At 65.5% G+C, this 23440-nt stretch carries 19 protein-coding genes; 14 read left to right on the top strand and 5 right to left on the bottom strand.

What is annotated here, in order from left to right; translation table 11 throughout:
• Window positions 1-39 precede the first annotated feature (39 nt).
• A complete protein-coding gene (locus OKW52_RS01210; RefSeq protein ID WP_264504089.1) occupies window positions 40-1665 on the bottom strand; it encodes an alpha/beta hydrolase fold domain-containing protein in 1626 nt (541 codons plus the stop codon).
• A gap of 111 nt (window positions 1666-1776) precedes the next feature.
• Between OKW52_RS01210 and OKW52_RS01215 the strand changes: the two genes are divergently transcribed.
• From OKW52_RS01215 to OKW52_RS01240, 6 genes are all read left to right on the top strand, one after another.
• On the top strand, window positions 1777-2652 hold the full coding sequence (locus OKW52_RS01215) for a shikimate dehydrogenase (protein WP_264504090.1): 876 nt from the start codon (window positions 1777-1779) through the stop codon (window positions 2650-2652).
• 43 nt (window positions 2653-2695) lie between these two features.
• Entirely contained in the window at window positions 2696-3679 is a 984-nt protein-coding gene (gene dctP, locus OKW52_RS01220; protein ID WP_264504091.1) for a TRAP transporter substrate-binding protein DctP, read from the top strand.
• A 76-nt stretch (window positions 3680-3755) separates the two neighbouring features.
• Window positions 3756-4286 (top strand): TRAP transporter small permease, encoded by a 531-nt coding sequence (locus OKW52_RS01225; RefSeq protein WP_264504092.1) that lies wholly within the window; start codon window positions 3756-3758, stop codon window positions 4284-4286.
• Window positions 4279-5574 carry a TRAP transporter large permease gene (locus tag OKW52_RS01230; RefSeq protein WP_264504093.1) on the top strand — a complete coding sequence of 432 codons (1296 nt, stop codon included), beginning with the start codon at window positions 4279-4281 and terminating at the stop codon, window positions 5572-5574. Before OKW52_RS01225 ends, OKW52_RS01230 begins: the two co-directional genes overlap by 8 nt.
• Window positions 5575-5580: 6 nt before the next feature.
• Entirely contained in the window at window positions 5581-7461 is a 1881-nt protein-coding gene (locus tag OKW52_RS01235) for a bifunctional sugar phosphate isomerase/epimerase/4-hydroxyphenylpyruvate dioxygenase family protein (RefSeq protein WP_264507626.1), read from the top strand.
• Window positions 7462-7668: 207 nt separating this feature from the next.
• The gene (locus OKW52_RS01240) at window positions 7669-8799 is read left to right on the top strand and encodes a PQQ-dependent sugar dehydrogenase (protein WP_264504094.1); all 1131 of its coding nucleotides are present in this window, start codon (window positions 7669-7671) and stop codon (window positions 8797-8799) included.
• A 17-nt stretch (window positions 8800-8816) separates the two neighbouring features.
• Here the strand turns inward: OKW52_RS01240 and OKW52_RS01245 are convergent, their stop codons facing one another.
• The gene (locus OKW52_RS01245; RefSeq protein WP_264504095.1) at window positions 8817-9803 is read right to left on the bottom strand and encodes a zinc-binding metallopeptidase family protein; all 987 of its coding nucleotides are present in this window, start codon (window positions 9801-9803) and stop codon (window positions 8817-8819) included.
• A gap of 126 nt (window positions 9804-9929) precedes the next feature.
• On the opposite strand from OKW52_RS01245, the gene OKW52_RS01250 reads away from it, so the two are divergent.
• The 3 genes from OKW52_RS01250 to OKW52_RS01260 are packed head-to-tail and all read left to right on the top strand — an operon-like array spanning window position 9930 to window position 13893.
• Window positions 9930-12311 carry a ligase-associated DNA damage response DEXH box helicase gene (locus OKW52_RS01250; protein WP_264504096.1) on the top strand — a complete coding sequence of 794 codons (2382 nt, stop codon included), beginning with the start codon at window positions 9930-9932 and terminating at the stop codon, window positions 12309-12311.
• A complete protein-coding gene (pdeM, locus tag OKW52_RS01255) occupies window positions 12311-12979 on the top strand; it encodes a ligase-associated DNA damage response endonuclease PdeM (protein WP_264504097.1) in 669 nt (222 codons plus the stop codon). The genes OKW52_RS01250 and pdeM overlap by 1 nt, the downstream gene beginning before the upstream one ends.
• Window positions 12976-13893, top strand: a complete 918-nt coding sequence (locus OKW52_RS01260) for a YihY/virulence factor BrkB family protein (RefSeq protein ID WP_264504098.1) — start codon at window positions 12976-12978, stop codon at window positions 13891-13893. Before pdeM ends, OKW52_RS01260 begins: the two co-directional genes overlap by 4 nt.
• 4 nt (window positions 13894-13897) lie before the next feature.
• Here the strand turns inward: OKW52_RS01260 and OKW52_RS01265 are convergent, their stop codons facing one another.
• From OKW52_RS01265 to OKW52_RS01275, 3 genes are read right to left on the bottom strand one after another with little or no spacing between them, the layout of a single operon-like run.
• Window positions 13898-14398: a pyridoxamine 5'-phosphate oxidase family protein gene (locus tag OKW52_RS01265; RefSeq protein ID WP_264504099.1), complete on the bottom strand. Its 501-nt coding sequence runs from the start codon at window positions 14396-14398 to the stop codon at window positions 13898-13900.
• Between the two features lie 60 nt (window positions 14399-14458).
• Window positions 14459-16372, bottom strand: a complete 1914-nt coding sequence (locus tag OKW52_RS01270) for a cation:proton antiporter domain-containing protein (RefSeq protein WP_264504100.1) — start codon at window positions 16370-16372, stop codon at window positions 14459-14461.
• A gap of 3 nt (window positions 16373-16375) precedes the next feature.
• Entirely contained in the window at window positions 16376-16969 is a 594-nt protein-coding gene (locus tag OKW52_RS01275; RefSeq protein ID WP_264504101.1) for an NAD(P)H-dependent oxidoreductase, read from the bottom strand.
• 226 nt (window positions 16970-17195) lie between these two features.
• Between OKW52_RS01275 and OKW52_RS01280 the strand changes: the two genes are divergently transcribed.
• From OKW52_RS01280 to boxB, 5 genes are all read left to right on the top strand, one after another.
• Window positions 17196-18746 (top strand): benzoate-CoA ligase family protein, encoded by a 1551-nt coding sequence (locus OKW52_RS01280; RefSeq protein WP_264504102.1) that lies wholly within the window; start codon window positions 17196-17198, stop codon window positions 18744-18746.
• The gene (locus tag OKW52_RS01285) at window positions 18743-19558 is read left to right on the top strand and encodes an alpha/beta fold hydrolase (RefSeq protein ID WP_264504103.1); all 816 of its coding nucleotides are present in this window, start codon (window positions 18743-18745) and stop codon (window positions 19556-19558) included. The genes OKW52_RS01280 and OKW52_RS01285 overlap by 4 nt, the downstream gene beginning before the upstream one ends.
• Window positions 19559-19563: 5 nt before the next feature.
• The gene (locus tag OKW52_RS01290) at window positions 19564-19986 is read left to right on the top strand and encodes a DUF309 domain-containing protein (protein WP_264504104.1); all 423 of its coding nucleotides are present in this window, start codon (window positions 19564-19566) and stop codon (window positions 19984-19986) included.
• A 155-nt stretch (window positions 19987-20141) separates the two neighbouring features.
• Entirely contained in the window at window positions 20142-21788 is a 1647-nt protein-coding gene (gene boxC / locus OKW52_RS01295; protein WP_264507627.1) for a 2,3-epoxybenzoyl-CoA dihydrolase, read from the top strand.
• Between the two features lie 114 nt (window positions 21789-21902).
• The gene (boxB, locus tag OKW52_RS01300) at window positions 21903-23354 is read left to right on the top strand and encodes a benzoyl-CoA 2,3-epoxidase subunit BoxB (RefSeq protein WP_264504105.1); all 1452 of its coding nucleotides are present in this window, start codon (window positions 21903-21905) and stop codon (window positions 23352-23354) included.
• Window positions 23355-23440 lie beyond the last annotated feature (86 nt).

The raw sequence follows: 23440 nt of genomic DNA on the forward strand, positions 1-23440 counted from the left end.
ACCGGCAAGCCAAGGGCCTGCCGGTTCACCACAGCGGGCTCAGACGGTCTGTTGCTGTGCCAGCCAGTCCGTCATCGCCGCAAGCGCGGTACGGCTGGCGGCGCAATATTCCATCGCGCGCAGATAGCCGTGGATCAGCCCGCTGCCATTGTCCTGCGTGACCGGCACACCCGCGCTGCGCAGCGCATCGGCATAGGCCAGCCCGGAATCGCGCAACGGGTCGTTTTGCGCGACGGCGATGAACGCGGGGGGCAGGTCTGCGTGCGATGCCGCCACCAGCGGAGCGACGCGGGGGTTGGTGTGCAGCTGCGCGGTGTCGGGCGAATACATCGCGTTGACCATGTCCATGCCCTTGACCTGCAACAGCGGCGCCTCGGCGTTTTCGCTATAGCTGGGGCGGGATTTGTCGAAATCGCAGGCCGGGTAGATCAGCAATTGCGCGATCAGCGGCACCTCGGAACCGCGCAGATCAAGCGCCAGCGCTGCCGCCAGATTGCCGCCCGCGCTGTCACCGCCCACGGCGATGCGCGCCGGATCAATGCCCAGACTGCCCGCCGTGGCATGCGCCCAGCGCGCCACCGCGACGCATTGATCCAGCGCGGCGGGGAACGGATGCTCGGGTGCCAGTGCGTAATCGACGCTGATCACCGTTTGCCTGTTGGCCGAGGCGATGCGGCTGGTGATGTCCCAGTGTGTTTCAGGCGAGCCCTGCATCCACGCCCCGCCGTGCATGTAGATCAGGCAGGGCTGCGTCCCGCCCGCGCGATGGCGAAACACCCGCACACGGACCGGCCCGGCCTTGGAATCGATCCAGTGCTCGGTCTCGCAATCGACATCCTCGGGCGTCGGCAGGCGCATTTCGGCGGCGATCACCTCGAACCGTTTGCGCCGGTCAGCGGGCGAGGCACCGGGGGGCAACGCGGCCCATTTTTCGGTCCATGCCGTCAGAAAGCCAGTGAGTTCAGGGTTCAGCATCGGGGTCTCCGGGGTGGGTGTAAGGGTATCGGCACCGGCCTGAACCAAGCGCAAGACGGCCTCGACCGCCTGCGCCTTGAGCCGGGCCTGTCCGGCTTCGGCGAACAGGGAGCCGCCGAAGCTTTCGGTAAAGCTGGGCCGGTTGGAAACGTTGAAGAACGACAGCGCCGAGATGTGCCAGTGCAGTTCCAGCGGCAGTATATCGGGGCGGAACAGGCCCTGCGCCTGCCCGCGCGCCAAGAGATCGGCCAGTTTCTCGATCGCGCCCTTGTTGACCCGCCCGATCAGCCCCGAAGCGCGCAGATTGTCGGCGTTATGGACGTTTTCGATCATCACAAGCCGGATGAAATCTGGATGCGCGCGGTGGTGGTCGAAGGTGAATTCGACCAATGTCCTGAGCGCCTGCACCGGCGGCAAGTGGTCCAGCCGCAGCGCCGCCTCACCCTGACGCACCTGCGCATAGGCTGATTCAAGCGCTTGCAGGTAGAGCCCCTCTTTATCGGTGAAATAGTAATAAATCATACGCTTGGAGGTCGCCGTCTGCGCCGCGATATCCTCGACCCGTGTCGAGGCATAGCCATGACGGGCGAATTCAGCCTGCGCCGCATCCAGAATCGCGCGGCGAACCCCTTCGGGGTTTTGCTTCCATCGCTGCCGGCCCTGCCCGCCGTCCATCACGCCCTCGCCCATCGGGTGGTGCTCCTCTTTCGCTGGAAATGAACCTAGCGGAACATTTCAATTGACACAATTAACTTGTCGGTACAATTTGAGCCGCAGGAGACGAGGGAGGAATCGATCCGCATGTCCGCAGCGCCATCACCTGTGACCCTTGCGTCGCCCAGTCCGGGCTTGCGGGCGGCGTTGATCGGGGCCGGGATCGGCGCATCGCGCACGCCGCGCATGCATGTCGAGGAAGGCCGTGCGCTGGGGCTGGACTATGGCTATGACCTGATCGACGCCGATCAGCTGATGACGCGCGATATCGCCGCCCTGCTCGATCAGGCGCAGGCGGACGGGCTGGCCGGGGTGAACGTGACCTTTCCGTTCAAGCGCGCGGCGCTTGATCACGTCGACAGCATCGCGCCGTCGGCGCTGGCGGTCGGCGCCACCAACACCGTGGTTTTCGGGCCGGACGGACGCGTGGCGCATAACACCGATTACGCCGGTTTCGCCGAGGGCTTCCGCCGCGACATCGGCACGCAGGCGCAGGGCTGCGCGCTGCTGCTGGGCGCGGGCGGTGCCGGGGGCGCGGTGGCCAATGCGCTGCTCGACTCGGGCGTCCGGCTGCTGTTTGTGCAGGACGTCGACACCGCCGCCGCCGAGGCGCTGGTCACGTCGATCACCGCGCGGCTGGGGGCCGGGCGGGTGCGCCTGGCGGGCGATCTGCGCGTTGCCGCCGCTGCGGCCGACGGCATCGTTAACGCGACGCCGGTGGGCATGGCCAAGCTGCCCGGCACGCCGCTGGACATGGCGCTGGTCGAGCCGCGCCACTGGGTTGCCGATATCGTCTATTTCCCGCTGGAAACCGCGTTCCTGCAACAGGCCCGCGCCAAGGGCTGTCACGGCATCGACGGCTCGGGCATGGCCGTTTTTCAGGCGGTTCTGGCGTTCGAGCTGTTCACCGGGCGCAAGCCCGACCCGGCACGGATGCGCGCCACATTCGACAGTTTCACCTGACCTGCACCCTTCGGGGCGCACCAAACGCTACTGGGAGGATATTATGCGTTTGACTCTGAAGACTCTTCTGACCTGCGGCACCGCCGCTGTGACCCTGAGTGCCAGCGCCGCCTCGGCGACGGTCGAACTGATCTATTCGGACACGGTGTCCGAAACCGATATCCGCTCGCAGCTGCTGCAGTCGGAATTCGGCGATTGTCTGGGCGACGAGTTCACCTTTCAGGCCTATCACGGTGCGACCCTGTTCGCGCAGGGCACCGAGCTGACCGCCATGCAGCGCGGCAATCTGGACATGGCCAATCTGGCGATCTTTGACTTTTACAATCAGGTCCCGGCGACCTCGGTTCTGGGTCTGCCGTTCCTGTTCCGCGACTATGAGCACATGCGCGCGGTCTATAACAGCGACGTGCTGGATGAGCTGTGGGCGCAGGTCGAGGAAGCGACCAACGTCAAGTTCCTGTCCTTCCCCTATATCGGCGCGCGCCACCTGTCGTATATCGGCGACCACCGCTACATGACGCCTGCGGATCTGGCTGGTGTCCGCCTGCGGATGCCCGGTGGCGAGGGCTGGCAGTTCGTCGGTCAGGCGATGGGGGCAAGCCCGGTGCCGGTGGCCTTCACCGAGGTTTACACCGCGCTGCAAACCCATGCCATCGACGCGCAGGACAACGGCTTTCCGGCCACCCGCTCGATGCGTTTCGACGAGCTGCTGACCCATATCGCGCTGACCAACCATCTGATCGCGGCGAACGAGTTCACCATGTCGATGTCCAAGTGGAACTCGATGACCGCAGAGCAGCAAGAGCGCGTGCAGATGTGTGCCGACCAGTTCGAAGCCGCGCTTGACCAGACCACGCTGGAACAGGAAGCGACCCTGCAAGCCGAATTCGAAGCACAGGGCATTGACGTCTATGTCCCTGACAACGCCGCGTTTCAGGCGCATGTGACCGAGGTCTACATGAACTCGCCCTATTCGGCGGACTGGCCTGCCGGGCTGGTCGATGCCATCGGCGCCGTCGGTCAGTAAGCCTTAGCCCAGCGCGCGACGGCGGCCCCGGTACGGTCGCCGTCGCAGCCTCTGCCCGCCCTGACGGAGACACGCCATGACCCGCTTTGCGCCGATCCTTGGATGGTTGCAGCGACGCGCCGAGAATTTCATTGCGCTGATGCTGGCGGCGATGTTTCTCACCTTCCTGCTGCAGATCCTGTTTCGCTATATCCTTGCCTTGCCGGTGACTTACACCAACTGGACGGTCGAGTTTGTCTCGATCGCTTGGCTTTGGGGCATCCTGTTCGGCTATGCCTTCGTCGTGCGCGACAGCGACATCATCCGGCTGGATATCGTGTACAACGGCCTGCCGCTGGGCGCGCGCCGGGTGCTGGACGCTGTCACCGGCCTGATCTGCGCCGCGATCCTTGCCAATACGCTGCCCAAGTGCTGGGACTACGTGCAGTTCATGCGGATCGAGCGCACGCCCGCCATGCGCATCCACTACAATTATGTCTTTGCGATCTACATCGCCTTTGCCGTCGCCGTGATCGTCCGCAGCCTGCTTAACGTCTGGGGTGCGATCCGGGGGACAGGCAGCCGCTATGTGACGCCGATCCATCCCGAGGGCCATGATTATGACTGATCCGTTCACCCTGGCCATGGTGCTGATCGCGGCGCTGGCGCTGATGGGTCAGTCCATCGGTATCTCGATGCTGGTGGGCAGCTTTGTCTACCTGATGCTCAAGGGCTACGATGTCTCCATCGCGGCCGAGACGATGATGCAGGGTCTGTTCAACGGCTATACGCTGCTGGCGGTGCCGCTGTTCATTCTGGCCGCCGATATCATGAACATCGGCTCGCTGGCCGACAAGCTCTTGCGCTTTGCGCAGGCATTGGTGGGTCGGTTCCGGGGCGGGCTGGGCCACGTCAACGTGGTCTCGTCGCTGATCTTTTCGGGCATGTCCGGCTCGGCCGTGGCGGATGCCGTGGGCATGGGCAAGATCGTCATCACCATGATGACCAAGGACGGCAAATACACCCCCAGCTATGCCGCCGCGATCACCGCGGCCACGGCCATCGTCGGCCCGATCATCCCGCCGTCGATCCCGATGGTGCTGTATGCGCTGGTCTCGGGCCAGTCGGTCGGCTTTCTGTTCGCCGCCGGTATCCTGCCCGGCCTGCTGATGGCGCTGCTGATGGCCGTCACCAACGGCGTGATCGCCCATCGGCGCGGCTTCCCGGTCGATGACGGCATTCCGCTGCGCGAATTGCCCGGCGCAACGTGGCAGGCGATCCCGGCACTGATGCTGCCGGTGATCCTGCTGGGCGGTATCTATGGCGGGGTGATGACCCCGACCGAGGCCGCCGCCGTCGCCGCTGCCTATGCGCTGGTGATCTCGGTCGTGCTGTACCGGTCGGTCAGCGCGCGGGGGCTGTATCAGGCGCTGCTGGGTTCGGCCCGTTCGACGGCCTCGGTGGGCATCCTGATCGCCGGGGCGCTGGCCTTCAACTATGTGGTCACGCGCGAAAACGTGCCCGATTCAGTCGCCGCGATGCTCAGCGCGATGGATCTGGGGCCTGTCGGGTTCCTGATCGCCGTCAACATCCTGTTTCTGGTGCTGGGCTGCGTGCTGGAAGCCGGAGCGCTGCTGCTGATCGTGGTGCCGATCCTGATCCCGGCTGCGCAGGCGCTGGGGATTGATCTGGTGCATTTCGGTGTGGTGCTGGTGGTCAATGCGATGCTGGGGCTGATCACGCCTCCCTACGGGCTGCTGTTGTTCATTGTCGCGGCGATCACCAAGCAACCGCTGATCCCGATCATCAAGGATCTGGTGCCCTTCATCGCGATCCTGATCGTGGCCTTGATGGTGATCACTTTCTGCCCGGACTTCGTGCTCTATCTGCCACGTTTGCTGGGATATCAGGGGTAAGCCATGCTGAGATGCGGGATTGCCAGCGTTTCCATCGCCGGAAATCTGGAAGAAAAGATCGAAGCGATCGCGGCGGCGGGATTCGACGGGATCGAGATCTTCGAGCAGGATTTCATCGCCGACGCCCGCAGCCCGCGCGCGCTGGCGACCCGCATCCGGGACGCGGGGCTTGAGCTGATGCTGTTCCAGCCGTTCCGCGATTTCGAGGGCCTGCCGGGCGATCTGCGTCGCCGGGCCTTTGAACGCGCCGAACGCAAGTTCGATCTGATGGGCGAACTGGGCTGCGATCTGATGCTGGTGTGCTCGTCCGTGCATCCGCAGGCGCAGGGCGGGATTGACCGGGCGGCGGCGGATTTCGCCGAGCTGGGCGAGCGCGCGGCAAAGCGCGGTCTGCGCGTCGGGTACGAGGCGCTGGCCTGGGGCAAGCATGTCGATGACCACCGCGATGCGTGGGAAATCGTGCGCCGCGCCGATCATGCGAATGTCGGGCTTATCCTGGACAGTTTCCACACGCTGGGCCGGGGGATCGACCCCGACACCATCCGCCGCATTCCCGGCGACCGGATCTTTTTCGTCCAGCTGGCCGATGCGCCGGCGATCCCGATGGATCTGCTCTACTGGTCGCGCCACTTTCGCAACATGCCCGGCGAGGGCGATCTGGACGTCACCGGCTTCATGCGCGCGGTGATGGCGACGGGTTACAGCGGGCCGATCAGTCTGGAAATCTTCAACGACCAGTTTCGCGGCGGTTTGCCGCGCGCGATTGCCCGCGATGGCCACCGCTCGCTGATCCATCTGATGGACAGCGTGCGCCGGGCCGAGCCGTCGCTGACGGTCGATCTGCCGCCGATCCCGGCACCCCGGCCCGCGCAGGGGGTCGAGTTCATCGAGATCGCCACCCGCGGGCCCGAGGCCGAGAGCATCGCCGCCCTGCTGCGCACGCTGGGTTTTGCCGAGACGGGCCGCCACATCGCCAGGGATCTGACCCTGTGGCAACAGGGCGCGATCCGCGTTCTGCTGAACGCCGAAACGCAGGGCCACGCGGGCAGCACGTTTACCGTCCACCGCACCAATATCTGCGATATCGGGCTGCGCGTGGCCTCGGCCCCCGACACGGTTGCCCGCGCAATCGCGCTGGGGTCCGAGGCATTCAGTCAGCCGCGTCAGGCCGGTGAATTGCCGATCCCTGCCATCCGCGGCGTCGGCGGCTCGGTTCTGCATTTCGTTGACGACGGTTTCAGCGATGTGTGGCAGGTGGAGTTTACACGCACGGGCAACACTGCCCCCGGCGCGGGTCTGACGCGGGTTGATCACCTTGCGCTGACCATGAGCTATGACGAGATGCTGTCATGGTCGCTGTTCTATTCCTCGCTGTTCGGCATGACCAAGACGCCGATGGTCGACGTCATCGACCCCGACGGGCTGGTGCGCAGTCAGGCGCTGTCCGCGCCGGGTGGCGGGTTGCGCGTGACGCTGAACGGGGCCGAGAACCACCGCACGCTGGCCGGGGGCTTTCTGGCCGACAGCTTTGGCGCAGCCGTGCAGCATGTGGCCTTTGCCTGCGATGACATCTTTGCCACCGCCGAGCGTCTGGCAGGTCTGGGCTTTGACCCGTTGCCGATGCCGGGCAACTACTATGCCGATCTGACCGCCCGGTTCGAGCTGGACCCGGCGTTTCTGGCCCGCTTGCAGGCGCATAACATTCTCTATGACCGCGATGGCGAGGCCGAGTTCTTTCAGCTCTACTCGCGCAATTTCGCCGGATCGATGTTCATCGAACTGATCGAACGGCGCGGCGGCTATCAGGGCTATGGCGCGGCGAATGCGCCGTTCCGGGTGGCGGCACAAAAGCGGTTGTCCCGGCCCAAAGGGATGCCCCGGCTTTAGCCGCCCGGCGTTTGCGACCTGCTGTCGCATCCTGCCGACACCTTTGTGTTGCGCGCAACCCGGCGCGCGATGCGGACGGGTGCCGGGGGCGCAAACCGCGGTGGCTCCTGACAAAAACGTGCGCGGGCGGTGACGTGCCTCTGTCGCGCTTGCGCGCTAGGTTAAGGCAAAGGCCCCCTGTGCCTGCCCTTTGACCAGGAGACCCCCATGCGTCCGCGCTCCGTCCTTATCCTTTCTGGCCTGATCGCCGGAACCGCGCTTGCTGTGCTGCCGATTCTGGCCAATGGCCGGACTGTCGGCGCACGCGACTATAGCCCGACCCAACCCTTCGCGGTGCAGGCGGTGGCCGATTTCGACACGCCCTGGGCGATTGCGGCGCTGCCGGACGGGCGGATGCTGGTGACCGAACACGCCGGGCACCTGTTCGTGGTGACGCCCGAGGGTGAGAAGACCGAGATCTCCGGCGTGCCCGAGGTGCATCAGCAAGGCCAGCTGGGCATGCACGATGTCGCCCCTGCCCCCGATTTCGCGCAAAGCGGGCTGATCTATCTGACCTATGCCGCGCCCGGCGAGGACGGCAGCCAGATCGTGCTGGCCCGCGCGCGGCTGGACGGCGCAAGCCTGAGCGATGTCGAGGAACTGTGGCGTCAGCCGCAAGGCGGTGGCGGCGGGCATCCCGGCGCGATCATCGCCTTTGACCCGGCGGGCGAGCATCTGTTCCTGACCCTGGGCGAGCGCACCTTGTCCGACACGGCCCAAGACCCGGCGCAGGCGCGTGGCAAGGTGCTGCGGCTGATGCTGGATGGCTCGACCCCGGCGGACAACCCCTTCGCCGATGAGGTCGGCGTGGCAGCCCAACTGTGGACGCTGGGCAACCGCAACCCCTATGGGCTGGCCTTTGCCCCTGACGGTCAGCTGTGGCTGCACGAGATGGGACCGCGCGGCGGCGATGAGTTGAACCTGATCGCGCCGGGGCTGAATTATGGCTGGCCGGTGGTGTCGAATGGCAGCAATTACAGCGGATCGGCCATTCCCGACCACGACGAGCGCCCCGAATTCGAGGCCCCGCGCCTGAGCTGGACGCCGGTGATCGCCCCCGCCGGGATGGTGTTCTACACCGGCGATCTGTTCCCCGACTGGCAAGGCTCGGCGCTGATCGGCGGGCTGGCCGCGCGGGGATTGGTGCGGGTCACGGTTGACGGCGATCAGGCCGACGAGGCCGAGCGCTGGGACATGGACGCCCGCATCCGCGATGTGGCCATGGCCCCGGACGGCGCGGTCTGGCTGATCGAGGATGACGCCCCCGGCCAGCTGCTCCGCCTTACGCCCCGTGACTGAGCCGGTGACTGAGGGGATCAGAGCTGCCAGTTGCGGGTGATCAGGGCGCGGATCGCCTCCATCTTGGCGATGACGGTGGGGGACAGGACGAACGGATAGAACGTCTCGTGCCCCATCGCCTGATTGACCGCGTTCAGCGACACCGACAATGCCACCCAGGATTCCGCCAGCCGCTCCATCGGTCTGAGCGCCAGATCGTGCAGATCCTCGGGCAGATCCGCCCCGACCAGCGAAAACGCCCGCGCCGTTTCCAGACCGTCCAGCACATGCATCACATGCGCCCATGTCTCGGCGAAATCCTCATAGGGATGCGCCGTCGCATAGGACGAGATGAAGCTTTGCGCCCAGTCGGCGGGCGGGCCGTTCTCGTAATGCGCTTTCAGCGCCTCGCCGTAATCGGCGCGGTCATCGCCGAAGACCGCGCGCAGGGCTTCGCGTTGGGCCGGGTCGTTGCCGGTCAGCGCTTCGAAATAGTGATGCGCGACCTCGTGGCGGACGTGGCCGGACAGCGTGCGATACGGCTCGCCCATCGCGCTGCGCATGGCTTCGCGCTCGGCATCGTCGGCCTCGACGATGTTGAGCGTGATGGTGCCGTTCTCATGCCCGGTCAACACACGCGGTTTGCCGGTGTCGATGGGATCGCCTTTCAGCTCGAACACCGGGGCCGGGTTACCCTCGGCGTCGTTGAGCGGCAGTTCCAGCCGGTACAGCAGGCGGATCAGGCGGCGCTTGGCGGTTTCGATGCGCGCCCATTTCTCGACATTGCCCTCGACCGTCAGATCCGGCACCACGGTTGTGTGACGGCACGACAGGCACAGCGCGCCCGGTTCCGGCGCGATCCAGTTGCAGTCGATGGTGGCGCGGTTGGCGCAGGCGGGGTTATCGTCGCCGATCAGCGAGAAGCCCCCACCGGGCGCGAAGCCCAGCACAGAGCCGCAATAGAGACAAGCGGTATTGGGAAAGAAGACCTCGTGCTGGCACGATGGGCAACGGAAACGGCGCATGAAGGCCCCTGACATGGTGAAGACGCACCCCCACACAACGGTTGAGCAGGCGGGTTGTTCCGCAGGCTGTGGGCGCTTGGGGGTACAATGGGCGCTCAACGACGCGCACACAAGGTTGATCCCCGCATGACCGCCCTGCCCGCGCGCTTTGCCGACTGGTTCGCCGCCCGTGGCTGGTCGCCCCACCCGCACCAGTTGGCGCTGCTGGCGACGACCGGGAACACGCTGCTGATCGCACCGACGGGCGGGGGCAAGACGCTGGCGGGGTTCTTGCCGTCGCTGGTCGATCTGGCGGCGGGCGGCAAGGGGTTGCACACGATCTACCTGTCGCCGCTGAAGGCGCTGACCGCCGACATCGCGCGCAATCTGGCCGCGCCGGTTGGCGAGATGGGCCTGCCGATACGGATTGAGGACCGCACGGGCGATACCTCAGGTGCGAAGCGGGCGCGGCAACGGGTCGATCCGCCGAATATCCTGCTGACCACGCCCGAGAGTCTGGCGCTGATGCTGTCCTATCCCGAAGCGCCGAAGATCTTTGCGGGCCTCAAACGGGTGATCGTGGATGAGATCCACGCGCTGGCCGAGGGCAAGCGCGGCGATCAGGTGATGTTGGGCATCGCGCGGCTGAAATCCCTTGCGCCGGGGCTGGCCGTGACCGGCCTGTCGGCGACGGTGGCCGACCCTGAGGGGTTGGCGGCGTTCATGGGCGGCGCGGTGATCCTGCGCGCCGATCCCGGCCCCGCGCCCGACATCGCCATGCTGGCGACCCGCGCGCCCGCGCCGTGGTCCGGGGGCGGTGCGCATTACGCGGTGCCCGACGTGATGGCGGCGATTGTGCAGGCGCGGCTGACGCTGGTTTTCGTCAACACCCGCGCGCAGGCCGAGCTGTTCTTTCAGGCGCTGTGGGAGGTGAACGACGCCAATCTGCCGATCGGGCTGCACCACGGCTCGCTGTCGCGCGAGGCGCGCCAAAGGGTCGAGCAGGCGATGGCGGCGGGGGCGTTGCAGGCGGTGGTCTGCACCGGCTCGCTGGATCTGGGGATCGACTGGGGCGATGTGGATCTGGTGCTGCAGGTCGGCGCGCCCCGGCTGGTGACCCGGCTGATGCAGCGCATCGGGCGGTCGAACCACCGCTACGACCAGCCGTCGCGCGCGCGGCTGGTACCGGCCAATCGTTTCGAGGTGATCGAGAGTGTCGCGGCGTTGCAAGCGGTGGATGAGGGGGCGCTGGATGGCATTCCGCGCGGGCCGGGGCCGCTGGATGTGCTGTGCCAGCAGATCCTGCTGACCGCCTGCGCGGGGCCGTTTGATGCCGAGGCGCTGTTTGACGAGATGCGCAGCGCAGGCCCCTATGCGGCGCTCAGCCGGGCGGATTTCGACGCCTGCCTCGATCTCTGCGCGACGGGGGGCTATGCGCTGAAAGCCTATGATCGCTGGCAACGGCTGATGCTGCGCGGCGGGCTGTGGCAGTTGCGCGACCCAAGGGCGGCGCGGCTGATACGGATGAACATCGGCACGATCACCGCCTCCGAGACCTTGCAGGTGCGACTGGCGCGCTCTCGCGGGGGTGCGCCCTTGGGGCAAGTTGAGGAAAGTTTCGCCGCGACGCTTGAGGCGGGCGATACCTTTCTGATCGGCGGCAAGGTGGTGCGGTTCGAGCGGCTGCGCGACATGATCGTCGAGGTCCAGCACACCCCCACCCGCAACCCGCGCATCGCGGTGTTCAGCGGGGTGAAGATGGCCAGTTCGTTGCAACTGTCGCACCGGGTGCAGGCGCTGATCGGCGATCCGGCGCGCTGGGATCAACTGCCCGACGACATCGCCGGGTGGCTCGACATGCAGCGCCGCCTGTCGGTGTTGCCCCGCGACGGCGTGCTGGCCTGCGAGACATTTCCGCGCGGCGACCGGTGGTTTTTCTGCCTTTACGGTTTCGCCGGGCGCAACGCGCATCAGACGCTGGGCCTGTTGCTGACCCGGCAGATGGAGGCGCTGGGACTGGGCCCCTTGGGCTTTACCCCCACCGATTACGCGCTGCTGATCTGGTCCACCGACCCGGTGACCGATGCCGCCGCCCTGTTGCAGCCAGAGGTGCTCAAAGCCGGGCTGGACGGCTGGCTGGCGGGCAATTCGCTGATAAAACGGACATTTCGCAGCGTCGCGACCGTTGCAGGGCTGTTGCCGCGCAACCTGCCCGGTCAGCGGCGCAGCGGACGGCAGGCGACCTTTTCCTCGGACATCATCCATGACACCCTCAGACGACACGACCCCGGGCACCTCTTGCTACGCATCACGGCGGACGAGGCGCGGCGGGGTCTGGTGGATTTCGACCGGATCGAGGACATGCTGCGCACCAACCCCCTCATCGACCACGCCAGCCCGCCGCATGTGACGCCGCTGGCCGCACCGGTGCTGATGGAGATCGGGCGCGTCTCGGTCGACGGCGAGGGACGCGAGCGCGAAATGGCGCGCGAAGCCGAACGGCTGATGCGCGAGGCGGGGTTGTCGTGATGCGCTCAGTGGTCTTTGCCGGGGTTGCGCTGCAGGCGCGCGCGTCGGGGGCGCTGTACTGGCCGGGGCGTGACACGCTGATCGTCGCCGATCTGCACCTTGGCAAATCGGCGCGGATGGCGGCGCGGGGTGGTGCGCTGCTGCCCCCGCACGAGACGGCGGACACGCTGTCGCGGCTGGAAGCCGAGGTGCGCGCGCTGAACCCGGCGCGGGTGATCAGCCTGGGCGATGCGTTCGAGGATGCGCTGGCCCCCGACGCGCTGCGGGCCGAGGAAACCGCGCGGCTGGCGGCACTGGCGCAGGGGCGCGACTGGCTATGGATCACCGGCAACCACGATGCCGCCGCCCTGCCCGGTTTGGGCACCGTTGCCGATGAGATCACCGAACAGGGCCTGACCCTGCGCCACATCGCGGGCGATGGCCCCGACATCTCGGGCCACTACCACCCCAAGGCGCGGCTGGCCGGGCAAGCGCGGCCTGCGTTCCTGATCGGGGCCGAGCATCTGGTCCTTCCGGCCTTTGGCACGTATACCGGCGGTCTCGATTGCGGTGTCGAGCCCTTGGCGTCTCTGGTGGGGCCGGGTCTGGCGCTGTTGACCGGGGCGCGGCTGCTGGCCTGTCCCCTGACCCGCCCGACAGGGCGAAAAGACCGAAGGCAGCGCGTATGACCGACTCTCCGATACCGGCCCGCCGCTCGTCTCTGCGCGGCTTTGCGATGCGGCTTTATGTCGGCATCGGCGAAGATCAGATCGGCCTGCTGGCCGCCGGAATTGCGTTTTACGCGCTGCTGGCGATCTTCCCGGCGCTGGCCTCGATCATGGCGATTCTGGGGATCTTCTTTGATTCGGCCGAAATCACGGGACCGCTGGCCGAGGCGACGGCGTCCATGCCACCCTCAGCCGCGCAACTCATCCTCAATCAAGCCAACGGTGTGACCGGCTCGGACAGCAGCAGTCTGGGGCTGGCGGCGGGGATCGGCATTCTGGTCGCGCTCTATTCCACCGCGCGCGGCATGCGGCACCTGATCCAGGGGCTGAACGTGGCCTTCAACCGGGTCGAGACGCGCAGCTTTCTGCGCCGTTGGTTCACCATTGTGGTCCTGTCGGTGTTTGTCGTCGCCGGGGTCATTCTGGGGTTGGGCGCGATTGCGGTGATCCCGGTGCTGCTGCAACTGCTGCCGCTGGACGTCGCGACGCAGGCGTCGATCAGTTTCGCGCGCTGGGTTGCGCTTTTCGCGCTCAGCACCGGCGGGATAGCGATGATCTACCGCTTTGGCCCCAGCCGCCGCCATCATCAGTGGCAGTGGATCTGGCCCGGTGCTGTGGTCGCCTGTCTGATGTGGGTGATCGCCTCGGCGGGGTTTTCGATCTACGCCGAGAATTTCGCCAGCTATCAGGAAAGCTTCGGCGCGCTGGCCGGGGTCATTGTGTTGCTGACATGGCTGTGGCTGTCGGCCTATGTGCTGCTTTTGGGGGCAGAGCTGAACGCAGCGCTTGAGGCCAGCACGCATCCGGTGGACGCTGGCGGGCCGTCCGACACCGCAGCGTCCGACGGTGCCTCAGAGTCCATTCCCACGGACTGACCGCTCAGAACTGCAAGACGTGGTGCACGCCCAGATCCGGCGTGGTGTCCGCGCTCAGATTGGCCTTGAGGATCTCGAACCCGTAATTCAGCACGCCTGTGCTGCTGCACCACAAGGCCGCTTCGGTCAGATCGAAACGCAGCATGGTCAGGTCGGGGTCTGATTTGCCACCTTTGAACCAGGCAGCAGCCAAGGGGGACCAGAGCGCGTCCAGATACTCGCGGTTCAGATCCTGCGACAGCATCCCGATCAGGCAGGCGTCAAACCCGGCCTTTTGGTCCATGACACAGAAATTCGCCCGCGCCCGGGGGATCAACTCGCGCACCAGCGTGGTGCTGCGCGAGGTCAGAAACCAAAGGCGGTCGTTCGTCCAGTCGGCATAATGCGTCATCGGATGCATCGGATGCTCAGAGCCTTCGACCCCCAGCATACCGGCGCGGATGTTATCGACACCGTTGATCAGGGCCTGACGCGGGTCGTTATTGATCTTCGTAAAGGCATTCATGGCGTATCCTCGCGAGCAAGGGGTTCACCAACACAACGCAGAGTAGTGCAAATTGTTCCATCAACGCCCCTCAAGCGCTTGGTCGCGCGCGGCCGAGTCCGCCTGATCCTGCCCTGTCGGCGGCACCCAGCCCCGCGCCGAGCGTTCGCGGAACGCCCCGCCCCGGTCCCGCAGATCCGCGTCGGTCATCAGCTCGCGGGCTTTCAGGCGATACGGCTCGTTGATGTGATCGGGCAGCGCGGGGTCCCACAGCTGCGCCAGTTCATAGAGCGCGTGGCGGTCCTCTTTGACGAAGGCCCGCGCGAGGCGCTCGGCCTCGAACGGATGCATGCCCAGCGCCTCATAGGCCGAGCGCCCGGCGCGGACCGAGCTGTCGAAAGTCTCGCGGATGATGTCGCGGCACCCGGCGGCAAAGAGCTGGTACACATGCCGGCGGTCGCGGGCGCGGGCGATGATGTGGACATGCGGGTGGTTGTGGTGGACGTAATGCGCCAGAGCGGTCGCTTGGTCCTTGTCGTCGATGGCGATGATCAGCAGCTTCGCCGCGTCGATCCCGGCGGCGTGCAGCAGATCGGGGCGCGTGGCATCACCGTAAAACGCGCGCACCCCAAACGAGCGCAGCATGTCGAGCTGCGTGGCCGAGTAATCCAGTACCGTGGTCTCATACCCGGCGGCCAGCAGCATGCGGTTCACCACACCGCCAAAGCGCCCGTGACCGGCGACGATGGCGATGCCCGGCTCGGTGATCTCATCGGCATCGCGCAGTTCTTCGCGGTCATAGCGCGGGCGGATCACGCGGTCATAGAGGATGAACAGCGCGGGCGTCAGCATCATCGACAAGGTGATCACCAGCATGATGCGCGGGGCCAGATCATCGGGCAGGACCGCGTTGGCAACAGCAAAGGAGGTCAGCACAAAGCCGAACTCACCAGCCTGCGCCAGACCCAGACCGAACAGGAATTTTTCCGACCCGCGCAGGCCAAAGACGCGGGCGGCGACCAGCAGAACAAGGGCCTTGGCCAGCATGACGCCGACCGTCATGCCGATGATCGCCGCGAAATCGCCAAACAGCAGGTCAAAGTCGATGGCCGCGCCGACGGTCATGAAGAACAGGCCCAGCAGCAGGCCGCGGAAAGGGTCGATGTCGGATTCCAGCTCGTGCCGGTATTCGCTGTTGGCCAGCACGACCCCGGCAAGGAAGGTGCCCAGCGCGGGCGACAGGCCGACCAGCGTCATCAGCAAGGCGATGCCGACGACGAACATCAGCGCCGTGGCGACGAAGATCTCGCGCAGGCGGGCCTGCGCAATGTAGCGAAACACCGGGCGCGTCAGGAACATCCCGCCCGCGATCACCAGCGCGATTGCCCCGGCGGTGACCAGCGTGGTCTGCCAGCCGCTCAGGCCCGCAACCAGCGACAGGCTTGCGCCGTGCCCTTCCTCGGCCCCGCCATGATGCGCGCCGGGCATCGCCAGCAACGGCACCAGCGCCAGAATGGGGATGACGGCAATGTCCTGAAACAGCAGCACCGAGAAACTGGCCTGCCCGCCGTCGCCTTTCATCAGCCCCTTTTCATTGAGCGTTTGCAGCACGATAGCGGTAGACGACATCGCCAGAATAAGCCCGCAGGCCAGCGCAATGCGCCAGTCGGCGCCGAACCACCAGACCACCCCGGCGATCAGCGCGGTTGTCCCGCCGACCTGCAACCCGCCCAGCCCCAGCAGCCGGTTGCGCATGGCCCAGAGCATCTTTGGCTCCAGTTCCAGGCCGACCAGAAACAGCATCATCACCACGCCGAACTCGGCGAAATGCTGGATCGAGACGACATCGACATGCAGCACCGCCAGCATCGGGCTGAGGATGATCCCGGCGATCAGGTAGCCCAGCACTGACCCCAGCCCGAGGCGCGAAGCGATGGGAACGGCGGCAACCCCGGCGACCAGAAACAGAAAGGCGAGCAGCAGGAAATCGGACATGGCTCAGACCTCGATTATCGGCAGGGTTTCATGGGTCAGGATCGCCAGTTCTTGCGCGCGGTCCAGATCCAGCCGGTCATCGCGCAGGGCTTCCAGCAGGCGGGCAAAGCCCTGCGCATGCGCCACCGGGTCGGCATGCAGCGCGCCGTGCAGAACATAGGGCGTGACAAAGCGCATCTGGCAGAGATGGGCGGTCTGTTCAAAGGGCAGCAGGAACTGGCGGATTTCGTGATGCTGATAGCCCTGCGGGCGATAGGCGTCCTGCGGACTGCCGGTGGTGATCGCCAGCATCAACCGCTTGCCCGCCAGTTTGTCGCCGTCATGGCCATAGGCAAAGCCATGCTCCCATGCCAGATCCAGCCATTCCTTGACCAGCGCCGGGCAGGAATACCAGAACAGCGGGAACTGCAGCACGATGACGTCATGATCCAGCAGGCGCTGCTGCTCATCCTCGATGTCGATGTCGTAGCGCGGGTATTCTTCGTACAGATCCAGCGTGGTGATCCCCGACACGGCACGCGCCCGCTGTACCATCGCCTTGTTGATCCGCGAGGTGCTCAGACCGGGGTGCGCGGCGTAGTGGAGAACTCGGGACATAGGGGGCCTGTTCGCTGAAATTGCCGTCTATCTGACCTGCAAACGGCTGGCGGAGCAATGCTGCATCGGCACCGGAAAGCCTTGTGCGGGGGCATGTGCAAAAAACTGCAACCGCCAAACTATCTTCTTGCGTTGCGTCCCCATTGTTGCACTATAAAGCATAGCGGCGGCGTGATTCCGCGCCCGGCCTTGAGGAGGGCTGCGCCCGCGCGGGAGGAGAGCACCGATGAATGAGAACGCAGCCGTCTATTTCGTGGACCGCCACCTGGACGAGGGCCGGGCAGCCAGGACCGCGTTTCGCGAAGCAGACGGTGCGCAGCGCAGCCTGACCTATGGCGACCTGGCTGCGCAAAGCGCCAGTTTCGCAGGCGCGCTCTATCGCCACGGCGTCCGGCGTGAGGAACGCATCGCGATGATCGTGCGCGATCAGCTGGAATTTCCGGTGGTGTTCTGGGGCGCGCTCAAGGCAGGCGCGATCCCGGTGCCGCTGAACACGCTGCTCAGCGCCTCGGTCTATGAGGCTATCCTGAACGACAGCCGCGCGTCGATTCTGGTGGTGTCCGAACAGATGTGGGACGCGGTCAAACCCGCCATCGACGGCAACCGCTTTCTGCGCGCCGTGGTGGTGATCGGTGGCGAGCGGCTGTGCGACGGGACGGAATGCGTGAGCTTTGATGCCTTTATGGCGGGGGCCGAGCCGGTGCAAACCGTCGAGGCGGGCGGCGACGAGCTGGCGTTCTGGCTGTACTCGTCCGGCTCGACCGGGATGCCCAAGGGCGTGCGTCACATCCATTCCAGTCTGAAAGCCACCGCCGACACTTTTGGCGCGCAGGTTCTGGGGATGCAGGAGGACGATACCGTCTTTTCGGTCGCCAAGCTGTTCTTCGCCTACGGGCTGGGCAACGGCATGTCCTTCCCCATGTCCGTCGGCGCGACGGCGGTGCTGTTCGGCGGACGGCCCACACCCGACGGGGTCTTCGCGATCATGGCCAAGGAAAAGCCGACGATCTTCTGCGGCGTGCCGACTTTGTATGCGGCCCTCGTTGCTGCACAGGAAAAGCAGGGCACCAAGCCCGATCACTGCATCCGCCTGTGTACCTCGGCTGGCGAGGCGCTGCCGCGCGACATCGGGCAACGCTGGGAAAAACTGTGGGGGGCCGAGATCGTCGATGGCGTCGGCTCGACCGAGATGCTGCACATCTTCCTGTCCAACCGGCCCGGCGACATCGTCTATGGCACCTCGGGCGTGGCGGTGCCGGGCTATGAGGTGCGGCTGGTCGATGAGCATGACGAGGATGTCGCCGAAGATGAGGTCGGCGAGCTGTTGGTGCGCGGCCCGTCCAGCGCCGAAGGCTACTGGAACCGCCGCGACAAGAGCCTGAGCACATTTCAGGGCCACTGGACCCGCACCGGCGACAAATACGAGCGCACCAAGGACGGGCGCTATGTCTACTGCGGGCGCACGGATGACATGTTCAAGGTCTCGGGCATCTGGGTGTCGCCGTTCGAGGTGGAGCAGGCGCTGGTCGAGTTCCCCGGCATTCTGGAAGCCGCCGTAGTGGCGCGGGCCGATGAGCAGGATCTGCTGAAACCGGCGGCGTTCATCGTGCTGAAAGAGGGGGCTTCGGTCGATGGCGAGGCGCTGAAAGAGCATGTGAAGGGCAAGATCGGCATGTGGAAATACCCGCGCTGGGTGACGGTTGTGGATGAATTGCCGAAAACGGCGACCGGCAAGATCCAGCGGTTCAAATTGCGCGATATCGAGGCGGCGGAATGATCAATTGGGCTGACGGCAAGGGCTGGGTAACCGCAGGCGGCAAACGGTTGGAGTGGGCCGCCTGGGGGGCGCTTGGTGCAGGCCCGGTGATCGTGCTGCTGCACGAGGGGCTGGGCTGTCTGGCGCTGTGGCGCGACTTCCCCGAGCGGTTGTCGCAGGCGACCGGGCTGCCGGTCTTCGCCTATTCGCGGGCGAATTACGGCCAGTCCGATTCCGGTGATCTGCCCTTTCCGGTCGATTACATGACCCGCCACGCGGTCGATGTGCTGCCTGAGGTGCTGGATGCAATCGGGGCCGCGCATGTCATCCTGATGGGCCATTCCGACGGCGCGACCATCGCGGCGGAGTATGCCGGGCGGGTGGTGGACTACCGCGTGCGCGGGCTGGTGCTGATGGCACCGCATTTCTTTACCGAAGAGATGGGGCTGGCGCAGATCCGGCGGGCGCGGGATGCCTTTGCTGACGGGGATATGGCCGAGAAGATGGGCAAATATCACCGCGATCCCGTGGCGACGTTCAAGGGCTGGAACGACGGATGGCTGAACCCGGACTTTGCCGCCTGGGATGTCAGCGAGGTGATCGACTTCCTGCGCATCCCGGCTTTGGTCATTCAGGGCAAGGACGACCAGTACGGCACGCTCAGGCAGGTCGACGAGATCGTCAGCCGCTCCTACGCGCCGGTCGATGTGCTGATACCCGACGATTGCCGCCACGCGCCGCAGGTCGATCAGCCCGAGGCCGTGCTCGGTGCCGTGAGCGCCTTCACCCAGCGCCTGATCGCGCATGAGGCGGCACAGCCCGAACGCGCGTGACGCCTTTGCCGCCAGAACCCCACCATCCGGGCCGCAATGCGCGCCCGGATGAAGCGTTTTTCGCAGGCTTGATTGCCGGGCTGGACGGTTTGGCGGCGGAGGCTCTGGCGCAATCCCCGGCGTTTCTGGCCGGGTTCGAGGCTTTCGCGCGGCGCTACTACTGGGAGGCGCACGAGTTCTGGGAACCCGTCTGGGCCGCCCTGCCCCCGGCCAGCGCCGAGCGGCATTTGCTGCGCGGGTTGATCCAGCTGGCGAACGCCGGGCTCAAGCGCCGGATGGGGCGGCCGGGCGCGGCGGTGCGCATCCTCGCGCTCGCGGACGCGGCGCTGCGCGAGGCCTTCAGCGGTGGCCGCGAATCGCGGATGGGGCTGAGCGCAGGGCGGGTGTCGGCTCTGCGAGAGCAGGTTCTGACGGAATGCGCATTATAATGCATTTATCCGCACCTAAAGCCCGCGAATCGCCGCCGATTGCGTCATGCACCCGCCTAATAGGTATTTACGCAGCACCATACAGGCACTATTGTGCATCTCAACATTCAGGCAGCATGACGGACCCCAGGGAGGACCCCCAGTGACCCAGCGAGATCGACTTCCAGACGGACCCGTCGCGCTATCGCCATTGGCGCGTGGAGTATGACGGCGCGGTGGCGAACCTGTTCATGGACGTGGACGAAAACGCCGGTCTGTTCGACGGCTATCAGCTCAAGCTGAACAGCTACGATCTGGGCGTCGATATCGAACTGGCCGATGTGGTGCAGCGGATGCGGTTCGAACACCCCGAGGTCAAGGTCGTGGTGATGCGCTCGGCCAAGGACAAGGTGTTCTGCGCCGGGGCCAATATCCGCATGCTGGGCGGGGCGAGCCATGCGCATAAGGTGAACTTCTGCAAGTTCACCAACGAAACGCGCAACACCTTCGAGGCCGCCGAAGCCGACTCTGGCCAGAAATATATTGCCGCGGTCAAGGGGGCCTGCGCGGGCGGCGGCTATGAGCTGGCGCTGGCGTGCAACCATATCATGCTGACCGACGACAGTGCCTCGGCTGTGTCGCTGCCCGAAGTGCCGCTCTTGGCCGTGCTGCCGGGCACCGGCGGGCTGACCCGCGTGACCGACAAGCGCAAGGTGCGTCGCGATCTGGCCGATGTGTTCTGCACGCTGGAAGAGGGCGTGAAGGGCAAGCGGGCTAAAGACTGGCGTCTGGTGGATGAGGTCATCGCCAATTCCAAATTCGACGAGACGGTGGCCGAACGGGCGCGCGAATTCGCGGCGGCCTCGGACAAGGCGACGGGCACGGGCATCAGCCTGACCCCGCTGAACCGGAGTTTCGCCGAGGACGGCTCGATCCACTATTCGCTGGTCGAGGTTGCGGTGGATGCCGAGGGGCGCAAGGCCACGATCACGCTGAACGGCCCGGATCAGGACGTGCCGGCCTCGGTCGAGGCGCTGCATGCGCAGGGCGATCAGGGCTGGATGCTGCGTCTGGCGCGGGAATTCGACGATGCGATCCTGCAATTGCGTCTCAACGAGATGGAGCTGGGGCTGGTCGTGTTCCGCACACAAGGCGACGCGCAGGCCGTGCTGGCGCATGAGGCCTTCCTGCTGGCCAACAAGAGCGACTGGCTGGTCAACGAGATCCTGACCTACTGGAAGCGCGTGCTCAAGCGCGTGGATATGACCGCGCGCTCGCTGGTGGCGCTGGTCGAGAACGGCTCATGCTTTGCCGGGTTCCTGGCGGAACTGCTCTGGGCCTCGGACCGCGCCTATATGATGGAAGGCGAGTTCGACGGCGACAACCGCCCGGTGGCGACGGTCACGCTGTCGCAAGCCAACTTCGGCCCCTTCCCGATGGGTAACGACCTGACCCGCCTGCAAACCCGCTTTCTGGGCGAGCCGGAAACGGTGGACACGCTGCAGGGCAAAATCGGCGAGGCGCTGGAAAGCGACGCGGCGATGGAGCTGGGTCTGGTGACCGAGGCCTATGACGACATCGACTGGGAAGACGAGATCCGCATCTTCATGGAAGAGCGCGCCTCGTTCAGCCCCGACGCGATGACCGGCATGGAAGCCAACCTGCGGTTTGCCGGGCCGGAAACGATGGAAACCCGGATCTTTGGCCGCCTGACCGCCTGGCAGAACTGGATCTTCATCCGGCCGAACGCGACCGGCCCCGATGGCGCGCTGCAGCGCTATGGCTCGGGCGTGCGCGGCGATTACAACATGCAACGCGTGTGATGCCTCGGTGGGGTTGAACCCCACCCTACGGGCGTCGGCGCTGCCGGTCCCGTCACCCTGTAGGGTGGGTTTTCAACCCACCTTCCCCGTGCCCAGCATTCCGTGGAGGAACCCATGATCGACCTCATCAATGTCAGCTATGACACGCAGATCCCCAATAACGTCGGCCTGTCCAACGACAAGCGCGTCCTGAAGGCGCTGGAGAAATGGCACCCCGGTTACATCAACTGGTGGAATGACCTGATCCCGCAGCAGTTCCAGAAATCGGATGTCTACCTGCGCACGGCCGTGTCGGTCGACCCCAAGGGTTGGGCCAAGTTCGACTATGTGAAGATGCCCGAATACCGCTGGGGCATTCTGCTGGCCCCCGAGGTCGAGGGCCGCGTGATCCCCTGTGGCGAACACGCCGGTCAGCCCGCGTGGCAGGAAGTGCCGGGCGAATACCGCAACATGCTCAAGCGGATGATCGTCATTCAGGGCGATACCGAGCCGGGCTCGGTCGAGCAGCAGCGCTTCCTCGGCCTGACCGCGCCGTCGCTCTATGACCTGCGCAACCTGTTTCAGGTCAACGTGGAAGAGGGCCGTCACCTCTGGGCGATGGTGTATCTCTTGCAGAAATACTTCGGCAAGGATGGCCGCGAAGAGGCCGACGATCTGCTGATCCGTTCGTCGGGTTCGGAAGAAGCCCCGCGCATGCTGGGTGCCTTCAACGAGGAAACGCCCGACTGGCTGTCGTTCTTCATGTTCACCTATTTCACCGACCGCGACGGCAAGATGCAGCTGGAAAGCCTGGCGCAATCGGGCTTTGACCCGCTCAGCCGGACCTGCCGCTTCATGCTGACCGAAGAAGCGCACCACATGTTCGTCGGCGAGACCGGCGTGGGCCGCACGATCGAGCGCACCTGTCAGGTGATGAAAGAGCACGGTATCGACGATCCCTACGAGATCGAGAAAATCCGCGCGCTGGGGGTGATCGACCTGCCGACGATCCAGAAAAAGCTGAACTTGCACTACACGCTGTCGCTGGATCTGTTCGGTCAGGAAGTCTCGACCAACGCCGCCAACGCCTTCAACTCGGGCATCAAGGGGCGCTACATGGAGCACCGCCTGACCGATGACCACAAGCTACACAACGATACCTATCCGGTGTGGAATTTTGAGGACGGTCAGCTGGTGCGCAAGGATGTGCCGGCCCTGACCGCGATCAACATGCGCCTGCGCGACGATTACACCCGCGACGCGGCGGGCGGCATCGGGCGCTGGAACAAGATCATCGAGAAGAACGGCGTCCAGTTCGAGCTGAAACTGCCGCACGAAGCCTTCCACCGCCAGATCGGCGTCTTCGCGGGCAAGCCCTTTGCCCCCGATGGATCGCTGCTGACCGGCGCGGAGTACGACGCACGCCGCAACGAATGGCTGCCGACCCGCGCGGATGGTGACTTCATCCAGTCGCTGATGAAACCGGTCACCGAGCCGGGGCAATACGCCAGCTGGATCTCGGCCCCGAAAGTCGGGATCGACAACAAGCCCGGTGACTTTGAGTATGTGAAGCTCTACATGGCGTGAGACGATCAGGGTGGGGTTGAACCCCACCCTACACACCCGCGCCGCCCGTAGGGTGGGGTTTCACCCCACCGCCAGCCCCGCCGGAG

The organism is Pararhodobacter zhoushanensis, from assembly GCF_025949695.1.
In the GTDB taxonomy this organism is placed as follows: Bacteria; Pseudomonadota; Alphaproteobacteria; order Rhodobacterales; family Rhodobacteraceae; genus Pararhodobacter; species Pararhodobacter zhoushanensis_A.

What these genes read in the sequence shown, in the direction of transcription:
- OKW52_RS01210 (WP_264504089.1), bottom strand. Translation starts at nt 1,665, where the DNA reads ATGGGCGAGGGCGTGATGGACGGCGGGCAGGGCCGGCAGCGATGGAAG.
- OKW52_RS01240 (WP_264504094.1), top strand. Translation starts at nt 7,669, where the DNA reads ATGCGTCCGCGCTCCGTCCTTATCCTTTCTGGCCTGATCGCCGGAACC.
- OKW52_RS01275 (WP_264504101.1), bottom strand. Translation starts at nt 16,969, where the DNA reads ATGTCCCGAGTTCTCCACTACGCCGCGCACCCCGGTCTGAGCACCTCG.
- OKW52_RS01245 (WP_264504095.1), bottom strand. Translation starts at nt 9,803, where the DNA reads ATGCGCCGTTTCCGTTGCCCATCGTGCCAGCACGAGGTCTTCTTTCCC.
- OKW52_RS01265 (WP_264504099.1), bottom strand. Translation starts at nt 14,398, where the DNA reads ATGAATGCCTTTACGAAGATCAATAACGACCCGCGTCAGGCCCTGATC.
- OKW52_RS01280 (WP_264504102.1), top strand. Translation starts at nt 17,196, where the DNA reads ATGAATGAGAACGCAGCCGTCTATTTCGTGGACCGCCACCTGGACGAG.
- dctP (WP_264504091.1), top strand. Translation starts at nt 2,696, where the DNA reads ATGCGTTTGACTCTGAAGACTCTTCTGACCTGCGGCACCGCCGCTGTG.
- OKW52_RS01215 (WP_264504090.1), top strand. Translation starts at nt 1,777, where the DNA reads ATGTCCGCAGCGCCATCACCTGTGACCCTTGCGTCGCCCAGTCCGGGC.
- OKW52_RS01225 (WP_264504092.1), top strand. Translation starts at nt 3,756, where the DNA reads ATGACCCGCTTTGCGCCGATCCTTGGATGGTTGCAGCGACGCGCCGAG.
- OKW52_RS01250 (WP_264504096.1), top strand. Translation starts at nt 9,930, where the DNA reads ATGACCGCCCTGCCCGCGCGCTTTGCCGACTGGTTCGCCGCCCGTGGC.
- OKW52_RS01270 (WP_264504100.1), bottom strand. Translation starts at nt 16,372, where the DNA reads ATGTCCGATTTCCTGCTGCTCGCCTTTCTGTTTCTGGTCGCCGGGGTT.
- OKW52_RS01230 (WP_264504093.1), top strand. Translation starts at nt 4,279, where the DNA reads ATGACTGATCCGTTCACCCTGGCCATGGTGCTGATCGCGGCGCTGGCG.
- boxB (WP_264504105.1), top strand. Translation starts at nt 21,903, where the DNA reads ATGATCGACCTCATCAATGTCAGCTATGACACGCAGATCCCCAATAAC.
- OKW52_RS01285 (WP_264504103.1), top strand. Translation starts at nt 18,743, where the DNA reads ATGATCAATTGGGCTGACGGCAAGGGCTGGGTAACCGCAGGCGGCAAA.
- pdeM (WP_264504097.1), top strand. Translation starts at nt 12,311, where the DNA reads ATGCGCTCAGTGGTCTTTGCCGGGGTTGCGCTGCAGGCGCGCGCGTCG.
- OKW52_RS01260 (WP_264504098.1), top strand. Translation starts at nt 12,976, where the DNA reads ATGACCGACTCTCCGATACCGGCCCGCCGCTCGTCTCTGCGCGGCTTT.